Annotated in this window: 18 protein-coding genes; 15 read left to right on the forward strand and 3 right to left on the reverse strand. The window is 33.4% G+C overall.

Annotation, left to right across the window (positions count from 1 at the left end; all coding sequences use genetic code 11):
* Nucleotides 1-43: 43 nt before the first annotated feature.
* On the forward strand, nt 44-1,858 hold the full coding sequence (locus H3T43_RS07175; RefSeq protein WP_198213582.1) for an FtsX-like permease family protein: 1,815 nt from the start codon (nt 44-46) through the stop codon (nt 1,856-1,858).
* A 265-nt stretch (nt 1,859-2,123) separates the two neighbouring features.
* On the opposite strand, the gene H3T43_RS09555 is transcribed toward H3T43_RS07175, so the two are convergent.
* Complete coding sequence (locus tag H3T43_RS09555; protein WP_255534824.1) at nt 2,124-2,246, reverse strand: hypothetical protein; 123 nt, start codon at nt 2,244-2,246, stop codon at nt 2,124-2,126.
* A gap of 95 nt (nt 2,247-2,341) precedes the next feature.
* Between H3T43_RS09555 and H3T43_RS07180 the strand changes: the two genes are divergently transcribed.
* From H3T43_RS07180 to H3T43_RS07245, 14 genes are all read left to right on the forward strand, one after another.
* A complete protein-coding gene (locus tag H3T43_RS07180; protein ID WP_198213584.1) occupies nt 2,342-3,190 on the forward strand; it encodes a helix-turn-helix domain-containing protein in 849 nt (282 codons plus the stop codon).
* A gap of 227 nt (nt 3,191-3,417) precedes the next feature.
* The gene (locus H3T43_RS07185; protein WP_198180280.1) at nt 3,418-4,425 is read left to right on the forward strand and encodes an SLAP domain-containing protein; all 1,008 of its coding nucleotides are present in this window, start codon (nt 3,418-3,420) and stop codon (nt 4,423-4,425) included.
* 311 nt (nt 4,426-4,736) lie between these two features.
* A complete protein-coding gene (locus H3T43_RS07190) occupies nt 4,737-5,378 on the forward strand; it encodes a hypothetical protein (RefSeq protein WP_198180282.1) in 642 nt (213 codons plus the stop codon).
* 658 nt (nt 5,379-6,036) lie between these two features.
* Nucleotides 6,037-6,765, forward strand: a complete 729-nt coding sequence (locus tag H3T43_RS07195; protein WP_198180284.1) for a hypothetical protein — start codon at nt 6,037-6,039, stop codon at nt 6,763-6,765.
* A gap of 1,341 nt (nt 6,766-8,106) precedes the next feature.
* A complete protein-coding gene (locus tag H3T43_RS07200; RefSeq protein WP_198180286.1) occupies nt 8,107-9,039 on the forward strand; it encodes an SLAP domain-containing protein in 933 nt (310 codons plus the stop codon).
* A gap of 377 nt (nt 9,040-9,416) precedes the next feature.
* Entirely contained in the window at nt 9,417-11,009 is a 1,593-nt protein-coding gene (locus H3T43_RS07205; protein ID WP_046331504.1) for an ABC transporter ATP-binding protein, read from the forward strand.
* Between the two features lie 139 nt (nt 11,010-11,148).
* Nucleotides 11,149-11,997, forward strand: a complete 849-nt coding sequence (locus H3T43_RS07210; RefSeq protein ID WP_198180288.1) for a helix-turn-helix domain-containing protein — start codon at nt 11,149-11,151, stop codon at nt 11,995-11,997.
* Between the two features lie 507 nt (nt 11,998-12,504).
* Nucleotides 12,505-13,992 (forward strand): hypothetical protein, encoded by a 1,488-nt coding sequence (locus tag H3T43_RS07215; protein ID WP_198180290.1) that lies wholly within the window; start codon nt 12,505-12,507, stop codon nt 13,990-13,992.
* A 412-nt stretch (nt 13,993-14,404) separates the two neighbouring features.
* Nucleotides 14,405-15,610 (forward strand): ABC transporter substrate-binding protein, encoded by a 1,206-nt coding sequence (locus tag H3T43_RS07220; RefSeq protein WP_370520796.1) that lies wholly within the window; start codon nt 14,405-14,407, stop codon nt 15,608-15,610.
* A 27-nt stretch (nt 15,611-15,637) separates the two neighbouring features.
* The gene (locus H3T43_RS07225; protein WP_034979008.1) at nt 15,638-16,516 is read left to right on the forward strand and encodes a branched-chain amino acid ABC transporter permease; all 879 of its coding nucleotides are present in this window, start codon (nt 15,638-15,640) and stop codon (nt 16,514-16,516) included.
* An 8-nt stretch (nt 16,517-16,524) separates the two neighbouring features.
* Complete coding sequence (locus tag H3T43_RS07230) at nt 16,525-17,481, forward strand: branched-chain amino acid ABC transporter permease (RefSeq protein WP_034979007.1); 957 nt, start codon at nt 16,525-16,527, stop codon at nt 17,479-17,481.
* A gap of 3 nt (nt 17,482-17,484) precedes the next feature.
* On the forward strand, nt 17,485-18,267 hold the full coding sequence (locus H3T43_RS07235; RefSeq protein ID WP_046331508.1) for an ABC transporter ATP-binding protein: 783 nt from the start codon (nt 17,485-17,487) through the stop codon (nt 18,265-18,267).
* Nucleotides 18,268-18,978, forward strand: a complete 711-nt coding sequence (locus H3T43_RS07240; protein ID WP_034979002.1) for an ABC transporter ATP-binding protein — start codon at nt 18,268-18,270, stop codon at nt 18,976-18,978.
* 358 nt (nt 18,979-19,336) lie between these two features.
* A complete protein-coding gene (locus H3T43_RS07245) occupies nt 19,337-20,539 on the forward strand; it encodes an ABC transporter substrate-binding protein (RefSeq protein ID WP_370466835.1) in 1,203 nt (400 codons plus the stop codon).
* Between the two features lie 94 nt (nt 20,540-20,633).
* Here H3T43_RS07245 and H3T43_RS07250 read toward each other — a convergent pair whose 3' ends face one another.
* Both H3T43_RS07250 and H3T43_RS07255 read right to left on the reverse strand, forming a co-directional pair.
* Complete coding sequence (locus H3T43_RS07250) at nt 20,634-21,278, reverse strand: histidine phosphatase family protein (RefSeq protein WP_198213586.1); 645 nt, start codon at nt 21,276-21,278, stop codon at nt 20,634-20,636.
* 24 nt (nt 21,279-21,302) lie between these two features.
* Nucleotides 21,303-21,971, reverse strand: coding sequence for a M57 family metalloprotease (locus tag H3T43_RS07255; protein ID WP_198213588.1), 669 nt, complete (start codon nt 21,969-21,971; stop codon nt 21,303-21,305).
* Nucleotides 21,972-22,132: the final 161 nt, after the last annotated feature.

Raw genomic sequence — 22,132 nt, forward strand, 5'->3', positions numbered from 1 at the left:
GCAGTAAATAGATTCTTGTTTTTAATTAAAGAAAGGAGCAGTAATGATTTGGAAACTGTCTGTGACGGGGATTAAGAATAGACTAAAAGATTATCTGGTATTATTTTCTGGTTTAATTGTTGCCAGCATGATTTTCTACATGTTCTTGTCAATTGCTACTAACCCTGTATTTATTAGTAAAGATGTCTACGGTAGAACGGCATACCTGACATATATTTTTACCTTTGGCATTATTTTGTTGGTGATCATTACATCGGTTTATCTTGTTTATGCCAATTCGTTTTTGTTAAGCATGCGTAAGCATGACTATGGCATGTATATGATGCTCGGTGTCAAAAGCACGCGTATTGGCTTACTAATTTTTTGTGAAACTCTGTTAACCGGCTTTTTAGCAGTTCTGCTGGGAATACTACTGGGGCTTGGGTTGACCACAATAGTTACCAAGGTGCTGGTAGGTAAGTTAGGGCTAGAAATTACTCACTTTAAAGCAATATTACCCAGCGCAATAATAGGGACACTGCTTTTCTTTGTTATTATTTTTCTCTTGGGTGCACTGAGCAATGTGCACAAACTTACACATACTCCGGTAATTGATCTTTTACACGAAGATCAAAATCCCATTAATCTTAATCATCATCCAGTTTTGCGGGGAATTGAAGCAATTTGCGGTGTGCTTTTGTTGGCTGTCGGTTACTATGTGATGACTCTGTCCACCAGATATATTTACTTTCTTATTCCCACCGCCTTAGTAACAATTATTGCTGGTTCTTTCTTCGTCTTTAATGGTGTCTTTACGGCTATTATTAATTATTTACCTAATAAAAAATCTTTTTCATATCGTGGTATTAATGAATTTACTCTTGGTCAGTTGAAATTCCGTTTGCAAAGCTACACCAAGATATTAACTATGATTTCAATTCTGTTTGCCTTGGCTCTAGGTGCAATTACCGTGGGACTTAATTTTGGCTCCATGAAGGATGAGACGCAAAAAAGCTTTTATTATGATGCTACAATTGTTAGTAAGACACCAGCAGTTAAAAAAGCAGAAGCAAAATTAACCATTACCAATAAGCAGACTTATCACTACAAAGAAAAGGGGATGCACCTCTACTTTAACCGCACGGAATTTGAAAAACAGCCGCTGAAAGAAATAGAAATCTATTTTCATGACAATCAAGACAATTTACCTACATATAAAGTGAAAACACTGGTTACTGCCGAACTGGATAAACCAGAAACAGCTGCCAACAGCATTTTTAGCCAAATGGTGCCAAATGGTATTCCTAAGAAAATTAAGCTAGTTTCACAACAAAGGTGGAATACACTTGGTGGTCAGAAAAAATTTGTTAGTTATATTAATGTCAAAGACTTTGCCCATGATTTTCCAGTGATTAAACAAATTCAAAAACAGCAACTAAGGGAAAATCGCAATTACCAAGATATTTACCTTTCTTCAAAATCATATAACTATAGCAATATGATTGGTTTTACCAGTGCGTTTGAATTTATGGGCTTTTTCTTAGGAATAGCATTTCTGACTATGCTCGCTTCGACGTTAATGTTTAAAGTTTTAAGTGGTGCCGCCAGTGACAAGGTGCGCTACCAGATGCTACATGAAATTGGAGCCAGGCCACAATTATTGCTCAGTTCAATCAGAAAAGAAATTGGTACTTTGTTCACCATGCCTGCTATTTTAGGCATAGTAGATGTCCTTTGTGGCTTACAACTGTTTAAAACATTGCTGATATCTCCATACCATAATATCTGGATTCCATTCACAATATTTATTGTGCTTTATCTGGGTTATTACTTGTTAACAGTTACGTTATATCAAAAAATTGTACTCACAAATAAATAATTATAAAAAGAATGGATTTTGAAATGAGTCTTCAAAATTAAACTAGTAACTCTTTAATTGGTGGGAATTCACGCAACATCTCATTAAAAAATAAGCCCAATATTTTGGGCTTTTTCTTGTGGATAAATTTAATTTCACAAAATCTTAAATGGAGAACGCTTTTATCCCTAGTATGCAAAAAATTGGTATAGCTTCCAATAATTTATGTTGGATTGGTCTGGATTTTTTAGGTAAAAACATCAGTAAATTTTTATGCAATTTCAGTTTAAGCAACAGTGAAGACGATTGAACTAAGTCCCAGGACACCGTACAGGGCATAATTAACATTGATTGTACCAGTTATGGTGGTAAATTTTCTGTAGTTTTTATTTTTTAAAAAGATGTTCATGTTTTTACCTCTTTTCATAACTTAACGATATATTTTGGCTATAATGAAAAAGAGAGGAATGTCATATTTGACAGCATAAAACTAGGAGGAATTAAATGACAATTGGGGAGTTGCTAAAAGATTATCGGATAAGTCAAAAAAAGACGCAGAAACAATGGGCAAAAGATGTGATAAGCCCTTCATTCTATGCGAAAGTAGAGAAAAATTTAAGTCGAATTTCTGCCGAAGATTTAATTGAATTACTACATTCTAATCAAATTCCAGTGATTGATTTTTTCAGTAAATTAAATCAAAAAGATAAGTCGATTAATCAACAAGAATTAGAAATAAATCGACTCATTAATGAAGCATATTACCAAAATTCAAAAAAAGGGTTGCAACAAATACGAGATGTAGTTGCTGAAAGTGAATTGCCTAATAAAAATGATGAATTACTTCTTATTGATACCTATATTGCGGTAATTAGTAAAGACCTTACAATGCTAGATAAAGAAGTTATAGACAAAATGAAAGAAAAAGTTTTTAATATTTCTAATTTTGATGAAGATGGTTTAATTACGTACTGTAATTTCATGAGCTTTTATGATTTGAATAGCAACTTATTGCTATCTAAAAGGATAATAAAACAGCTTGTTGGATCAAGCAGTGTCAGAATACAAGAAAAAATTTTGGCTATCATTATCAATATGCTGATTTTTTGCATTAGAAATAAGCGATTTGAAGAAACTGAGGAATTTGTTAATTATGCGGATCAAATAAAAACAAAACCGGAGGTTTTCTTTTATAAGCTGCTGATACCGGCATTTTATAATATAGTTAAATATCAAGATAATCACGATAAAAAATATCTGGATGAAACAGAAATAATAATTAAAAGTATCAAATTAGCTGGAATGCCAGATTATGGTAAGGAGTTAGAAGAGCTTTTAGTTGCAAATAAATAAACTTAAAATTGTCATATTTGATTTTGAAGTGACCTCAAAATTTAGGACAAATTTGGGGGTATTTTTATGTCTAAATTATCTAAACAAGATAAAATTGAGATCTGTCATCTTTGGCACAGCTAATTAGTTTGCTTTTGCTGATTTTTTGGCATTTCTAAAGAATATTATCCACTCATAAATACATGCAATAACTGCTATTAGAATTTAAGGATAAAGGAGTAATTACAATGAAAATTAACAAAAAATTGTTTATTAGCTTATTAGCTGGAATATTGACAACAACATCATTAGCAGTTACTACAACTAATATTGATCAAGCTCAAACTACTACGTCAAATGTAAATTCTGAGCAAGGCAAGCTAACCTTGAATCATAAGACTCGTGTTTATAACAAAAAGGGTAAGAAAAAGTATTCTTATCTTAAAACGAATGGGCTGCTAAAAAAGGGTGCTTTAGTAAGATATGTTGGCAAAATTAAAGCCCTATCTGATCCAGATACCAAGCGTTATTCCTTTAATGACAAAGATATGAACTGGTATTATCTACCATATAAAACAATTAAAGGTAAACAATACTACAACATCGGTCATGGCGGTTATATTAAAGCTATAAATGTTGATAGTATCAATGGAAATAAGTTATTTACTAATTATGCTACTGTTACAATAGCATCATCGCCATTTTCTTCTGATAAAGATTTTACAAAAGCAAATCTTGTTAATAATAAAGGTGAATTTACCAATAAATATGTCAAAAAGGGTACGAAACTAGTGGTTGATCGTCGCAGTAATAGAGAAGAACTAGCAGGGACGACTAAAATTGATATGCTTGATAATGGAGTTCTAGAAGTATTCCGCATAAAAAACAATAAAAAATTGTTTGTTTTAAGAGACGACCTTAAAACGCAGCCTCGTCAGCAACTAATACCGTATACTAATATCATGCATGTAAGATTTGTGAATGACGCATATCTTTATAATATAAAAGGAGAATTTGCGGACGATTCATGGTTTAGTTCAGGTGATACGGTTTCGGTTACAGGATTAAGATATATATGGGTTCCAGCAGATAAAAAAGCAGAACTATTTTATGAAGTTTTAGATTCACCTTCATCGATGTCAAACTGTAATTTTGTGAAAGCTTCGACTGCTAAATATACTTTTGGCAATCATTTAGAGCCCGTGAATACAGTAGCTGATGTCACACTAGCCAACATAGAAAAAGACGTAAAATAATCTTACCGCGTTTAGTGCACTATCTTGAGAAGTTGACTGACTTCTCGTAAAGGTGGTGAAAAGACGTGTCTGATGTTCTAATTCTAATTCTTTTGTATCTTGTAATTACCACAATTCGAGATGTGTTGAATATCGTAAATGGTATTCTTAACGAACTACTTAATAGTACAAAAGTGAGGCCTAAGATTTTGTCTTAGGCTATTTTTATAGGTGTAAATGATTGAGCAAAATTAATTAAAGATATATAATTTTGTTATTAAAATATTAATTTATTAAGAAATGATATATTAAATCAAAGTAGGTTGGTAAAAATGAAAAAATCACTTAGTATAGCAGCAATTGCAGCTGTTTTTGGTGCAAGCTTGATATTTAGTGCAACAAGCAGTAATTATGTGCCTGTTAAAGCAGCTGACGTAAGCGATACAAATACTGTAGTCAATAATCAGGGTGTGTCTGATAAAACATGGTCTAACAAACTGACTAAAGCTGGCTATGTTTTCAAGTTAGCTAAAAATATAGCTACTACTGATGGCGGATTGTATCAAAGAAAAAATGGCTTACTTAAAAAATATAGTTTGAAGCATGCTAAAAAAGTTTTCGCTAAAAACATGTTATTCAAAATAGATCGCGCTATATCAGTAGAAAATGGTTCTTTAGTTCATATTGTGTCGCAAAATGGCAAATATAAGTTTTGGACTAATTTTTTAACCGGGACATACAATGTAAATGGTCATAAAAAATCTCTTAAACCATTAATAAAAACCGAAGTAGAAATGATCACTAATACTTCTAAAGAGAAAATAGCAAAAAAGCTAGTCACTGCCGAAAAATTGGCTAATAAATTAAAGGGTTCAGATAAAAAATTGGCTCAAGAATCAATTACTCAATTGAAGCAATGGATTGATAATGAAGTTTTTGCTAATATTCCTGTTCTTCTAATTGGTAGCCTGTAAGACAAGTAAACAAGTTTTTAATTTACTGCTGCTATCAAAGTGATTTTCTTATTAATTTACGAAGCACATGGAGCAGCTTAAAGTTAAAGGATTAAAAGTAGCAAATAGGCTAATTGGTCTAATTGTGAAATTACCAGGTAACGAAAAAAGGGAAGGCTGTTAAATCAGCCTTCCCTTTTGCTATACGGCTTCAATTTCATAAACAATTATTTGTTGCAGTTTTAAGCCGTGTAGCTTTAGGTTTCGTAGCAACCAAGATAGCTGTTACCTTTCTATAGTGTTTTTACACAAGTATATGCTGTAAACGATGCAAAATATTATGATAAAGATGGCAAAGCATTTACAGGTACACTCCTTCAAAAAGGTCCAAGCGTATCAGTAAGTACGGCTATTAAAATAATTAATTCAGATAGCAAAAAAGAGGAGCTATATTATCAGCAGGCAGATAATCCTAGATGTTTCTTTAAAGCCTCAGATATCAAGTATCTAGCTGGGCCAAAATTATCGGAGCCGAATAAATAGTTTAAAGTTTTAACTTTTTGCTTGCTTAATTCATATGTAGACATGATGCTTAAATTGACTTGATACAGTAAAGGTAGCCCTTAATAGACAATCAGAAAGATAGCTACTAGAATTTGAGCAGGGAGAGGTAATTGCAATGAAGAATATCAAAAAATTATTTATTAGTTTAATAGTTGTAATATTAACAATAACATTAGTAATAACTGTTATAACTAATAGTCAAGCTCAAACTATTGATTCTTGTGTAGAATCTAAGCAAGGTAAATTGTATTTGAATCATAAGACTCGTGTCTATAACAAAAAAGGCAAGCAATATTATAATATAGGTCATGGTGGCTATATAAAAGCTGTAAATGTTAATTCTGTTGATGGAAATTGGCTGTATGTAAATAACGCTACTGTAACTACTAAGGCTTGGTCAGGGAAATCGAATGGTAAAATTCCACTTTATAATGGTCATGGAAAAACACTTAAAAAAACAATCAGATCTGGGCAGAAAATAATTGTTGATGAAAAAGCCACTAGACCAGATTTTGGAGCACAAGTAGATATAGATACTTTGCCAGGTGTACGATATTTTTATCATATTAAGGGAACTAATGAGTTTATCACAGAATATGATATTAAAGGAAAGGTAAGACAAGAATTGCCTACGTATAGCATCTATAGTTTGGCATATATTTTAAGAGATACTCCATATTATGATAAAGATGGTAAAGTAATGAGACATCCTGGTCAAAAAGGAGATGAAATCAGAATATCAAAGGCTTTAAAGATGACTAGTTCTGATAATAATAAAGCAGAATTATTTTATAAAGTTGCAGCTGGAGGAGGAGATTTTATCAAAGCTACCAGTACTCAATAATTAGTTTGAAAAATTTGAAAGCAAATAAAAAGCAAGGAGTTAAAATGAAGTGACCGCCAAATTTATCCTAAATTTGGCGGTCATATCCTCTTTATTGCTTTTTTTGCTTCAAATTTACGAATTCCTCTTAGTATGGTAGCTGGTCTAAAACTACTGAACAAATTGAAACTGAGCCTAAACCAGTATTTTATAAGAATTAGCATTACTCATAAATATGATTGATTATCATTGTCAACCAGAAGATTGCTACTTGAACAACATCAAGATAATAATTAATAACTTAGCTTTAATTGGTATGCTAAAGTATCGTAAAAAGGTAGAAAAGTTTTTTATGAAAATATAAAAGTTGATAATGATTAATAAATATAGTAGTTGTTTTGAATATTAGGTATAGTTATATTAAATGGTAAAAGTTTGAATTTATAATTGGTCTGATTGTGAATTACCAGATAACGAAAAAATGAAAAAAGGAAAGATTGAACTCACAGTCTTCCCTTTTGCTATACTGCTTCAATTTCACAAACAATTATTTGCTGCAGTTTTAAGCCTTGTAGCACTATGCTTCGTAGCAACTTCTCTTAATGTACATTATGTAAATTAGCGATTGATCTAGCTGAATTTTTAACTTTTTATTTTAAAACGTTAAAAATTAAATTTAAAACATTAATTTTTTATTTTAAACGTTTTATTTTTTTATTATTTTAATATATACTAAATGCATAAACGAATAGACAGGAACAACTAGTGCCATTGGCTCAGCCTGTTTTATGAAAGTCAGAAATGATTTGGACTATATGATGATACACATCTACACAATTATCTTTAATATGGATGTCAACCTTACTGGAATTTATATCATAGCAGTTCTTTAATCATGATTAACAGAAAGTGATGAAATTATGTCTAAAATAATAGGGAACACAGCTTTTCTAATAGCAACATTTTGTCTTGCAAAGATCTATAAGGACAAGCCCTTCTTTAAATTCGTGAAACAGAATCGTGGGATACTCTTGCTTTCGTATTCTGTAATAGTCCTCTTAGGATTTGGAATAGTACAGGGATTTGGCCGCTTATTCCCACCATTTATTACACTACTAGTAGTGTTTATGTTGCTTGGCGTTTTCTATATCTTTAAAGATCGCAAAACAAGCTAGATTAAATTATAATTACTAGTTTTATAGCAGTCTTTTCTAACTTAGTTAGGGATGATTGCTATTTTTGATCTTCAAACTAAACGTAATAATGGATAAATTGTAAAAGAATAATATATGTTGAAATAAATGGGAATTAGTAGACATTAAAGAAAATAACTATTAAAATTTTAACAGAGAGGTAATTAAAATGAGAAAAAAGAAATTATTTATTAGCATAGCAGCCGGAATATTGGCAGCGACTTCTATATCTACTGTAGCAATAGATGGATACCAAGCTCATGCAGCACAAACTACTAACCAAGATGAAGATGAAAATCAAGAAGTACTGACACTAAATCATCGTACACGAATTTATAACAAAAAAGGCAAAAAAGTATATTCTTACCTTCGAGCTAACGGTTTATTACAAAAAGGTAGCTCAATTCAGTATGCTGGTAAGGTTCAAACGACAACTGATGCAATGGCTGAACGTTATTCATTTCATGATATTAACTGGAATTGGTTTTATTTACCTTATGTAACAATTAAAGGTAAAGAGTATTATAATATCGGTCATGGTGGTTATATCAAAGTTGTCAATGTTGCAAAAATAAATGGCAATGATTTATATACTAATGAGGCTTCTGTGACTACTAAGCTCTGGTCAACACAAACTAAAATACCTCTTTACGATAATCAAGGTAAACAGCTTGATAAATATTTAAGTGGTGGACAAAAGATAGTTCTAGATAAAGAAACTAATTCAGAAGAGTTTGGTCCAAAACGTATTAATACCCCACCTGCTATACAAAAATTATACCGGATTAAGGGTACAGATGAATTTATTGGTAATGTCTATATTAAGACCACTCCAAGACAGCTATTACCTTTTTATAGTGTTTTTACACAAGTATATGCTGTAAACGATGCAAAATATTATGATAAAGATGGCAAAGCATTTACAGGTACACTCCTTCGAAAGGGAACAAGCGTATCAGTAAGTACGGCTATTAAAATAATTAATCCAGATAGCAAAAAAGAGGAGCTATATTATCAGCAGGCAGATAATCCTAGATGTTTCTTTAAAGCGTCAGATATCAAGTATCTAGCTGGGCCTAAATTATCGGAGCCGAATAAATAGTTTTAAAGTTTTAACTTTTAATAAAAGGCAAGAAATTTCATGAAAATTTCTTGCCTTTTTGCTTGCTTAATTCATATGTAGACACGATGCTAATAATAATGGCATTATGTTAAGTTGCTTTGGTACAGGTGAAAGTGGATAGGAAATAAATTCTGTTAGTTTTTGGATTTGTCATATCCAACTTATTTATGTCAAATATGACAGTTTTATTAATAAAAATAAAAAGGCAATTATATTATTTATATCAACATACAGCATGGTCGAGATATGAAGGTAAATACTCTACATGTAGTAATGGAAAAGAAACTTATTGGGAAGTATTTAGGTATTTTTCCATTACATGCAAAGTGAGATTAAAGCAAATTAAGGAGAAAATCATGGTTTACAAATACTACTCGCACTTTAAGTTTTTTTGTTTAAATATTTTTGGATTAATTTCCAGTATGCAGAATATTGTTACAGCATACATTGTTGGTTCGTTAATTAATTTGGCAACAGCTAAAAATTTTGCAGCTATTCCAGTCTTTTTTGGTAAAAATATTTTGTTATTGATCTTAATTTTAGTCGCCACTTTAATTTTTGATTATCTTAAAGCAGACGCTGCTAAGCAGGTCAATACTAAGTTAAGGCTTAAAGTGATGAGGGGTATGCTCTCGGATGAGCAAGAAGATGCTTCTAATTTAGGTTTTTTAACTAATGATTTTAAACTTTTGGAAACAAATCGCTATGATGCTGAAATAGGAATTCTGATTTATTCATACACCGTCGTATTTGCTATGGTATTCGCTTTGTATCTAAATTGGCAGCTTACAATAATATTTTTTATTGGTTCGGTTATACCAACAATTGTTTCCACCTTTTTCCAAAAGCCTATTCAAAATGCTGCAGAAGCTTGGACAAATGCTAATGATAAATATGTTAATCAAACTAAAAATTTGTTATCTGGTACTGCTACCTTTAATTTATATGATAAGCAGGATAATGCAGTTAAACAAAATCAGTATAAAGTTAACCAATTAGAAGAAAAATTAGCCAAGATGAATGTGCTTAATACTAATACCAGTGCTTTTCTTAATGCAATTGCAATTATGGGTACTTATTTATTGCCGTTTGCAATTGGTATTGCATTAGTAATTAAAGGTCAAACTACTTTAGGTGCTCTTTTTGCAATAACGCAATTATCTAATTCATTTGTAAATCCAATTTTACAAATTTTGCAAGAACGAAATAATTTGTCTACTACAAAGCCAATTGTTCGAAAGATAAAGCAATATATACAAAAAGCAGATAATGTGGAGCGTGAACAAACCAATGATCCTACATTTAATGAACTACAAGTGCAAGACCTAGATTTAATGCGTCAGGATAAGGTATTAGCACAACATATTAATCTTGATATTAAGTCTGGCCAAAAAGTTGCGGTCATCGGACCCTCAGGATCAGGGAAATCTACGATGTTACAGTTTCTAATGTATGGTAAGTATGGTAAATCTAAAAAAATTATACTTGATCATAACGAAGTAGCGGCAGGATCGTTTACTAAGTTGTTTGCCTATTCCAGCCAGAGTGCAGTTATTTTTTCTGATACGCTTTGGTTTAATCTAACTCTAGGAGCCAATATAGCTAAAGAAAAAGTTCTTGAGGTATGTCAAGGACTACAGTTAGGACAATTAATTAAAGAAAAGGGATTTGATTATCAATTAGGTGACAATGCAGATCAACTATCTGGTGGCCAATTGTCCAGAATTGAGGTGGCACGGGCTATTTTAGCCAATCGACCAATTTTATTACTGGATGAAATTAATGCTTCACTTGATAAAACTTCATCAAAGGCAATTCACCAATATATTTTTGATTCAAACTTTACTTTTGTTGAAGTTATTCATCATTACGATCCAGAAGAACTGCAAAAGTATGATGTAGTTGTTGATTTTAATCAATACCAATTTAACGATAAGAGCCTGTCGTAGTCAGATAGATAATAACCCAATTTACCTCAGCATTATATAATCTTTATTTTTAATTTTATGATACTTTTATATTTTTTGATTATAATAAAATTAAAAAGTGTAATATTTGATAGTTAATCAAATAGTTGAGGAAATTTAAATGACAATTGGTGAATTACTAAAAGACTATCGCATTCAGCAAAAGAAAACACAAAGGCAATGGGTTAATGATGTGGTAAGCCCGTCATTTTATGCAAAAGTTGAAAAAAATTTAAGCAGCATTTCAGCAGATAATTTAATTGAGTTATTAAACATTAACAAAATTTCATTAACTGATTTTTTTGGTAAGTTAAACCACCAGGCGAAGACCGTACATGACGAGAACCTAGAGATTGATAGAATGGTTAATGAAGCGTATTATCAAAATTCTGTGCATGATCTGCAGCAAATACGAAATTTTGTTGCGGAAAGTGATTTTCCAAATAAAGAAGATAAATTAGATATAATTGATATCTTTATTGCAATAATTAACAAAAATCTTTCCAGTATTGATAGTGGCGTTATAGATAGATTGAAAGAAAGAACGTTTGATGTTTCTCATTTTAATTCTGATAGTTTAAGACTGTACTGCAACCTTATGAGTTTTTATGATTTAGATAGTAATTTATTGATTTCAAAAAGAGTAATACGTCAGTTTATTGGCTCGAGTAGCATTGATATTCAAAAGTTAGTTTTGTCTATAATTATTAATATGATGATTTTGTGTATTCGTAACAAAAGATTTGAAGAAACAGAATTTTATGTTAGTAGTGAAAAACAAATCAAAACAAAACCAGATATATTTTTTTATAAGACTATTGCTCCAGCTTATGAGAATATAATCAAATATCATTATGACCAAGATCCCAAGTGTCTTGATAAAGTACAAACAATAACTGCAAGTGTGAAAATTGCTGGTATGCCCAGTTATGGTAAAGAACTTGAAGAACTAATGATTACTAATAAATAAAATTTAAAAACGTCATATTAAGCCAGTAAGAGTTAAATATGACGTTTTTTATATGCTTATATAAAATCTTAATAAGCAAAGAATAATTAGAAAGGAGTAAAGAAAAAGGAGCAAAATTATTACGTGAATTAATTCCAATTGGGATCAAATTAGATTAATAAGAAACATAGAAAAGATGTTTGATAAGTTAAGCGAAGATTTAAAAATTAGGTCTAAAGTAGATGATCATATTTATGAAGCATTTGTAGATGGATTATTTATAAAGTTTAGACCAGGAAAAAATTATAAAGAAAGATGATAGGAAAAATGTTTTAAAAATGGCAATCAAGCTGGAGAGAATCGACACTAACAAAAAACAATATTTAAAAAAGAATAATGGCTTAAAAAGCAAATATTAAAATATGTTCAAGAAACTGTTCAGGTCATTTGAAAAATGACAGCGCTAACTATAATTAAGTTAAAAGGTGGTCTGCTTGAAGGAGCTAAACAGAAAGTTTGGTGATCTTGATGCAAAAATTAAAAAATATGCGCATTGGGCTAATAGAACTTTGTGCGACACTCATTATTAGCGGTTTGATGATAGTAACCGGTATTATTTTGGGTCTTAATCTTGCTTCCCTCATTATTAAGCTGTTTAGTGGCTTACTAAAACCACCTGCGGTAAATTTTAATTTCATAAAAGATTTTCTGCAGGTAAGTTGGGGCGTACAAGCGATAATGCTGCTGACCGCTGTAATAATGATTGGCGGTATAATAGTAACTTATAACCTAACCAGAACAATTTTAAAAAGTGTAGCTGCAAAAGAAGACGCATCTACAATTTTTCAAAAACATTCAGGACTAAGAATAATTGAAATGGTTTTAGGATTGGTACTAGTAGTAACCGGCTATTTTATACTAAATTTGCCTAGTCAAAATCTGTTTAATACTTTATTGGCAGCCTTTGTCACAATTGTGTCAGGTACTTATTTACTTTGCCACTCGTTATTAAGCTTGGTACCTGCAACTTGGTTTAGCAAAATTAAGTTAGCTAAAGGAAAAACGCAGCTGGGACTTCATCATTATGCCAGTGTTTTTACTATCATTTCCATACTCTTTGCCTTGACTATGGGCGCTCTGGCTTTAAGTCATGACTTTAATGCCTTTTCTCAAGATATTAAGAGGGGAACTTATTATGATGGCGTAATTGTCAGCAATACCGCCAATATTAAAAACGATGTGGCGCAACTAAAAATTAAAAAGCAACAAACATACCATTATAAAGATACAAAAGGGCACTTTTATTTTGTTCGTAATGAATTGGTAGATAATCCAGTTAAGTACGTCAAAAGCACCGGCAAGCGCAATTTTCAAGTCAAATTAATTAAGTTAGACCAATTGAATAAAAATTCTCTGGCAGGCAACAGCTTTCGCGAACTCGTTCCTAATAGCAGTCAAAAAGATAAAACAATTGCACTTTGTTCAGCTGCAGAATTAAATAAGGTTAAAGGCAATACTAAATATCTGACTTTGGTACAGCTAAACAGTTTTGATAGAGATTGGCCGTTTTTACTAAAAATTGAACATAAACAGGCTCAAAGTAGTCTTACCTATAGTCGACTCTACAGCAGTTCCAAAGCCGCTCTTTATCAGCTGGCACTGGGGATGACCAGAGAAATGAAGATTTTGGGCTTCTCAATGGCATTTGTGTTTGGTGCAACTCTGTTTGCTATTTTGATAATAGAGGTAATAAAATTTGCTAAGAAAAACCGGGATGCTGATCAAAAATTAAAGACTCAAAAAGTATCGCAGGAAAGCAGCACTTATGGAACGGGACTGTTGCTCTTAGTTCCAGCGGTATTTGGTGTCTTTGATGCTTTGTTTGGTCTAAAAATCTTTAATCAGGTTCTGCCAACAGCATATTATGAAATATGGTTACCAATAATGCTCATGATTTTAAGCTATTTTGTTTTATGCATCATGGTTGTATTTTGGCGGAAAAAAGCAGTATTTTAAAAAAGTCTGGTAAGTAAAACGCACGCTTTAACAGCGTGCGTTTGTTTTGCCTGTGAAAACAATAGAATTAATAAAAAATACTGAGAACTTTGATAAAAATAATTACAAAAACTTCTTGACATGCTAATGTTCTTTTTTTATAATTCTAAGTATTAAATTAAATTTTGGGAGGCGATTTTAATGAAAGCTAAATATTTAAATAAACGAACCAACATTAAAAATATTATTGCCCAGAGTTTAATTGCCTTGTTGTTGTCGTCTAGGACTTAGCATGATTAAATTACTTTTAGTGATTTTACATGAAAAGCCCTTGTTTGCGTCTTAATGAATGGGGCTTATCTAATAACTGATCTAAGCCTCATTCATTAAATGAATGAGGTTTTTAGTTACCAGGCTATTTGAAAAGGAGAAAATGATGAGTAAATTTTCAAAAAGATTGTTGCGTGTTTTAACGGTGGGAATGGCCGGCTTGGCACTAGCTGGTTGTTCCGTTGCAAAAAGCGGGGGCGGTAAGGGTACACACCAAGATAAAGATGTTGTCAAGGTTGGTATTAACATTGAGCTGTCTGGTACTGCTGCTGGATATGGTAGTGCTGAAAAGCAAGGCATAGTGTTAGCAGCTTCTGAAATTAATAAAGCCGGTGGAATTAACGTCAACGGGCATAAAAAGAAGCTTAAATTGCTTATCCGTGATAATAAATCCTCAATAGCTACTTCGGCTTCGGTTGCTGCACAACTGGCAACTAAAGATAAAGTGGCAGCAGTTATAGGGCCGGCTACTACTAATTGTGGTACCGCTGAAATTCCTAATATTACCAAGGCTTCTGTTCCCGGTATCAGTCCATCTGCAACGGATCCAAACTATACCAGACAAAAAAATGGCAAGGTTCAGCCTTATGTCTTTAGAGCTTGCTTTCAAGATACTTTCCAAGGAAAGAGCGCTGCTAAATTTGTCACCGATAAATTGAAAGCTAAACGAGTAGCAGTTTATGCTGATAACTCCAGTGATTATGGTACTGGTTTAGCAAAGGCCTTCAAAGATACTTATAAAGGCAAGATAGTTGATAGTCAAACATATTCTGCAGGTGATAAAGATTTCAATGCTGTTTTAACTTCATTTAAATCTAAGAAAATCGATGCTATTTATGTACCGGGTTACTACACAGAGTTAGGTTTGATCATCAAACAGGCACGGCAAATGGGTATTAAAGCTCCAATCGTTGGTGGTGACGGTATGTGTGATCCTAAACTCGTTCAAATATCAGGTGCTAAAAACGCAACTGATATTTACTACACTACACCATTTTCAACTAATGTAGCTGCCAAGAATCCAGATTCAAAAGCTGCTAAGTTTATCAAAGCATATAAAGCTCGTTACCATGCAGATGCACCTACATTTTCAGCTTTAGCATATGATGCAGTTTACTTAGTAAAAACTGCTATTGAAGAACAAAAATCAGATGATTCGGTTAAAATTACTGAAGGTCTAGCTAAGATTAAAGACTTTGACGGTGTTACTGGCAGAATTACCATGGACAAATTCCACAATCCAGAAATGCCAATTGCTATTGAAAAATTGACTAACGGTAAAGTAAGCGACTCATTCCGTGTTGAGTAAATAAGAAAATGAAAGGAGTGCTTAAATTTGCAAACAGTTTTACAGCAAATCATTAACGCCTTGTCGCTGGGCTCGATTTATGCCCTGCTGGCTTTAGGCTACAGCATGGTTTATGGCATTATTAATTTAATTAACTTTGCCCACGGCGATATTTATATGCTAGGTGCATTCTTTGCCTACTATGTTATTAATGCTTGGCATTTTAACTTTATTACAGCACTGCTTTCTGCAATGATTATTGGTGCAGTCTCAGGCGTGGTGATTGAGTATTTTGCATACCGGCCACTACGTAAGTCACCTCGTATAGCTGTACTGATCACGGCTATCGGTGTATCGTTTTTACTGGAAAACGGTATGTCATATTTTGTAGGATCAAATGCTCGCAGTTTCCCCCAAGTAATTGAACAGGTTAATTACAATATCGGTGGAGTGCAAATTTCAAATGTTCAGATTTTGATTTTGGCTACTGCTTTAATCTTGATGGTTTCCTTGCAGGTCATTATTCAAAAGACCAAAATGGGTCGGGCTATGCGTGCAGTATCCGTAGATCCTGCTGCCGCCGAACTAGTTGGTGTTAATGTTAATCATACGATTTCATTTACCTTTGCTTTAGGGTCGGCTTTAGCTGGTGCTGCAGGTATCTTAATTGGAATGTACTACAACCAAATCGATCCTTTAATGGGGATGACACCAGGAATTAAAGCCTTTGTTGCTGCCGTACTTGGTGGAATCGGCTCAGTGCCAGGGGCTTCTATTGGTGGCTTCTTAATCGGTATCTTGGAAACATTTTTCCAGTCTATCGGTTTGTCGGCATATAAAGACTCAGTTGTTTATCTAGTATTAATAGTCATTTTGCTTTTCTTACCTGCTGGTATTTTTGGCAAAAATGCTAAAGAGAAGGTGTAGGTGGCAAAATGAAATCGAATTGGAAATACATTTTGTCGTGGCTGTTATTAATGGTAGGCGGCTTTTACTTAATCAATGCGTTGATTATGGTCGGCGTGATAGATGATTTTATTGAAAACATGCTGGTCACGATTGGAATAAATATTATTTTAGCTACCGGTTTAAACCTGATTATCGGTTTTAGTGGTCAATTTTCTCTGGGCCATGCGGGTTTTATGGCAATTGGAGCATACGCTACCGCGATTATTACTCAACGCATGAGTAGCGAAGCTGGCTTTTTAATTTCAATGCTAGTAGGTGTCCTGATAGCAATTGTAATTGCTGCGGTTATTGGTACGGCAACTTTCATTCGCTTAAAGGGTGATTATTTAGCAATCGCAACTCTAGGAGCAGCTGAAATTATCCGCAATGTCATTAATAATTTGAAAATTACTGGTGGAGCGGCAGGGTTATACAATATTCCTCAGTTATGCTCATGGCCAACTGTTTATATCTTGGTTTGTGTGACCACAATCATTTTGACAAACTTTATTCGCTCAAAAGACGGTCGGGCAATTAAAGCTGTTCGTGAAGACGAAATTGCTGCTGAAGCAATGGGAATTAATACTACTAAATGGAAATTGGCTGCTTTCGTTTTAGGTGGCGCAACTGCTGCAATAGCTGGCAGTCTCCATGCTTCATTCTTGCAAACAATATCTCCTTCAAACTTTGGTATCATGGAATCTATCTCTATCTTAGTTATTGTTGTTTTGGGTGGTGTTGGCAGTATGACTGGCACGTTTGTTGCAGCAATCGTTTTAGGCGTTTTAGATACAGTTTTACAAAGTTTCGGTGCGTTAAGAATGGTTATCTATGCAATAGTTCTGATACTAATCATGATTTTCAAACCATCAGGACTTTTGGGTAACTGGGAATTCTCTCTTAAAAATTTGACACGCCATTTTGGCAAAAAGGAAAGGAGCTAGTATATGCCACACTTATTAGATGTTGACCACGTAGTGCGCAAGTTTGGTGGGTTAACTGCAGTTAATGATGTCTCACTTCATCTGGATAAGCACGAACTAGTTGCCTTGATTGGTCCTAATGGTGCAGGTAAAACCACTTTGTTTAACTTGCTAACTGGAATGGTGCAAGTTACTAGTGGAAAGATCAACTTGCAAGTTGATGATCAAAATTATGATTTAACGCATAAAAGTGCTGTGCAAATTGCAGACTTAGGTTTATCCCGTACATTTCAAAATATTCGCTTATTTAAAGACTTAACTGTTATGGATAATGTTCTAACTGCAATGACAAATGAATACAAAGAAAACTTTTTAACAACAGTTTTTCGTTTACCCAGTTTTTATAAAACGGAAAAGGAAATGAAGGAAGCTGCGCAAAAGTTATTAGCAATCTTTGATTTAACGGATAATGAACAAACTTTGGCTAAGAACTTGCCTTATGGAACGCAAAGACGCTTGGAAATAGTACGTGCTTTGGCTACTCACCCGCAGATTCTTTTCCTGGATGAACCTGCTGCTGGTATGAACCCAGAAGAAACAGCGGATTTGACTAATCTTATTAAATATATTCAGAAGGAATTTCAGATCACGGTTTTGTTAATTGAGCATGACATGTCTTTAGTTATGAACCTGGCTGAAAGAATCTATGTACTTGATCAAGGCGAGATATTGGCTACCGGATCGCCTGAAGAAATTAAGGCCAATCCTAAAGTTGTTGAAGCATATCTAGGAGAGGGTGATGACTAGATGGCAATGTTAGAAGTTCGTGACTTGTCTGTAAATTATGGTGTTATTCAAGCTGTTAAGAATGTCAGTTTTGAAATTAACCAAGGTGAAATCGTAACCCTAATTGGAGCTAATGGAGCTGGTAAGTCAACTATTGTTAAGACAATTTCTGGCTTGTTAAAACCCAAAAGTGGTCAAATTTTCTACCTTGGCGAAGAAATAGATCACAAAAGTGCTCCGCAAATTGTGAGCGCGGGTATCTCTCAAGTAGCAGAAGGTCGGCATATTTTTGCTGGAATGACCGTAATGGAGAATCTGCAGATGGGTGCTTTTTTGCAAAAGAATCATGATGAAGTTTCAAAAACCTACAAAGACATTTTTGAACGCTTTCCAATTTTGCAGAAAAGGCGTAATCAGGATGCAGCTACCCTGTCTGGTGGTGAGCAGCAAATGTTGGCCATGGGTCGTGCCTTAATGGCAAAGCCAAAATTGTTGCTGCTTGATGAACCATCAATGGGTTTATCACCCCTGTATATTCAAGAAATATTTAAAATTATTAAAGAACTAAACGAAAAAGGTACCACTATTTTGTTGATAGAACAAAATGCTAAACAAGCTCTATCTATTGCCGATCGTGGTTATGTATTGGCAACAGGAGTAGTGCAATTAAGTGGTACTGGTCAAGAATTGTTGGCTAACCCGGAAGTACAGAAAGTATATTTTGGTGGTTAGTGGTAATCAAGTTGTTGTAATGACAATGATGTTAATTCATTGTTAAGTCAGATAGTGAAAACTATAGAGTTTACATAAAATTCTGAGGAGGTAATTGTGATGGAAACGAAATATTTTAAACAAAAAAGTAATATGAATATCTTTCAAACTCAGGATTTAGTTGCCTTGTTGTTGGAGCGCAGGACTTAACATACATGAATTACGTGATGTAATTTATAGTAGTTAAGCCCTAGTTTGCGTGTCAATGATTGGGGTTTAACTAATTGATAATTTAAGCCTCATTCATTGATTTGAATGAGGCTTTTTTGTGGTCAATTTTAGTTAAAGAATAGAAAGAATAGTTAGAAGGAACAAGATGATGGATAATATTAGCGGTATTAAGAAGATAATGAATGTTGTAATCACTGGCATGGCTGCTTTTATGCTGGCAGGCTGTACTGTTGCTAAAAGCAGTAGTGGGGATGGAACTAAGCAAGATAAAGATTCAGTCAAAATTGGCGTTAACATGGAGTTGTCTGGAGCTGCAGCCGGTTATGGCAACGCTCAAAAGCAAGGTATTCAATTAGCAGTTAGTGAAATTAATAAAAAAGGCGGCATTGATGTTAATGGTCATAAGAAAAAAATCAAACTGATCATGCGTGATAATAAAACTGCTATTTCTACTTCTGCTTCAGTTGCTGCCCAATTAGCTACAAAAGAAAAGGTAGCAGCAATTGTAGGACCGGCAACTACTAATGCTGGCACAGCTGAAATTCCTAATATTACTAAGGCTAAGGTACCAAGTGTCAGTCCTTCGGCGACAGATCCAAATTACACTTTACAAAAGAATGGTAAAGTGCAGCCATTTGTTTTTAGGGCATGTTACCAAAATAATTTTCAAGGTGGTAGTGCAGCCAAATTCGTAATGAATAACATTAAGGCAAAGAGAGTGGCTGTCTATACTGACAATTCAAGTGACTATGGTAACGGTCTTGCTAAAGCATTTAAGAAAACTTATAAAGGCAAGATAGTTGATAGTCAGACATTTTCAGAAGGTGACAAAGATTTTAACGCTGTATTAACTTCGTTTAAAGCTAAGAAAGTCGATGCTATTTACGTTCCTGGCTACTACACGGAAGTTGGCTTAATAATTAAGCAAGCGCGTCAAATTGGAATTAAGGCACCAATTGTCGGTAGTGATGGTATGGCTGATCCGAAGCTGGTACAAATTGCTGGTGCTAAAAATGCAAGTAAAATCTACTATACTACGCCATTTTCAACACAGGTAGCTGCCAAGGATCCAACTGCTTCTAAATTTATGAGTGATTTCAAGAACCGCTACCATGAAGAAGCACCAACTTTTTCTGCTTTAGCTTATGATGCGGTATATATGATTAAAGAAGCAATCGAAAATGAAAAATCCGATGATTCTGCAAAAATCACGAAGGGTCTGGAACAAATTAAAGATTTTACTGGCGTAACTGGGAAAATCACAGTAGATAAAGATCATAATCCTGAAAAACCAATTGCTGTAGAAGAATTAATTAATGGCAAAGTGGGTAAAACTTTTAAAATTGAATAAGACTTATTTTTAAACAATAAAAAAGTTAGCTTTTCTAAGAAAGAATAGCTAACTTTTTTGATTGTATAAAATATTCTCCTGTTAATTGGGGGCATCAGAGCTTTAATTTATCATATGAAACAACTTTTTTCTCTTGCTCTGTCATATTCATCACTGTAATTGAAGCGTTACGAGGGCGTTCTTTAATATCAAAATCGCTGTAACGATCGGCAATACTGTGAATTGTAAAACCGTGAGTAACGAGCAAAATATTTTCAGCCCCATCTAATTGATTGATTAATTTGAACCCCTTGTTTATTCTATCCCAATACTCTTTAGCATTTTCTGCATCATGAAAAGGATCGGCCTCTTTAATCCAGTCTTTAACAGTGTCTAATGATTCATTTTTAAGCATTTCAGCATGGCTTTTATAACCGTGGGGACCACTAATCATTTGCCAAGCAGCATCTGAATCCATACCTTCAAAATAGCCGTAAAAATGTTCACGGAAAAAAGGAGTTGCGATATGTTGAATTTCATCACGGTTAACATTGTGTTTAATGATGATGTCACAAGTGTCGCTTGCTCTTTTCATATCACTTGATAATGCAATGTCAAAAGGCACATCTTTTAAAGCTTCACCAACTTGGTCAGCACCTGATATTCCTTTTTCTGTTAGTGGCGTATCACACCAGCCTTGCATTTTATTATAGCGGTTAATAAAGGTTTCACCGTGACGTACTATATATATTCTTTTCATTTTACTCCTCACAAATCTAATTTTTTATTCTTTGTATAACTTTTGAACATTTTCAACGTCGACAGGCTCAATTGGATACAAAGAACCGGTAGGATACATTACAGACACTCCATTATTATGTTTTAGTCCGATTGCATGTCCCAATTCATGTTCTACAGTATTTAAAATACGTTGGTAAGTATAACTATATGGTGAAAAATTCTGTAAATAATAAATATTTAACCTGGTAACTGCGGAATACATCATTCCGGTTTTCATATAATAATGAAAAGTAGTATAACCCGCATAATTAGTATTTGGGCTGTAAACCTGCTCAATTACGATATTAGCTTTTTTCTTGTTTTTGGTTTCAGTAAAAGTAAAGGCTTTGGTATCATTCCATGCATCAATTGCATCTTTAGTAGCTGAAATTAATTCTTCATTATCATTAAGATCAATGTAAACAGTGGCTTTAGGCTTTTTCCAATGCCAAGAAGAAGCTATAGCAGCTGTATTCTTTTTCTTGGTCTTTTTAGTTTTCTTTGTTTTCTTTTTAGCTTTTTTTGCCTTTTTAGCAGTTTTCTTGGCATAAACAGTCTGAGAAGGCCAACTGAATACTGAATTTTCAGCAATCGGAGCAATTGTACTTTCAATTGTAAAAGTTACAACCAGCGCACATGCTAATTTTGATAAAAAATGACAAAATTTTTTCATACCTTAATCAACTCCATTACCTTACATTATATAGGAAAAGTAGAAAAAGTTTCATAATTTACTGACTTTAACACATAAAATTATAATCGTTATCTGGAAATTTTGACATATTTCACTGTTTAGCAAAAAACGAATCCAAGGTTTTAATATAAACCGATTTC

Source organism: Lactobacillus sp. M0396 (genome assembly GCF_016101625.1).
In the GTDB taxonomy this organism is placed as follows: Bacteria; Bacillota; Bacilli; order Lactobacillales; family Lactobacillaceae; genus Lactobacillus; species Lactobacillus huangpiensis.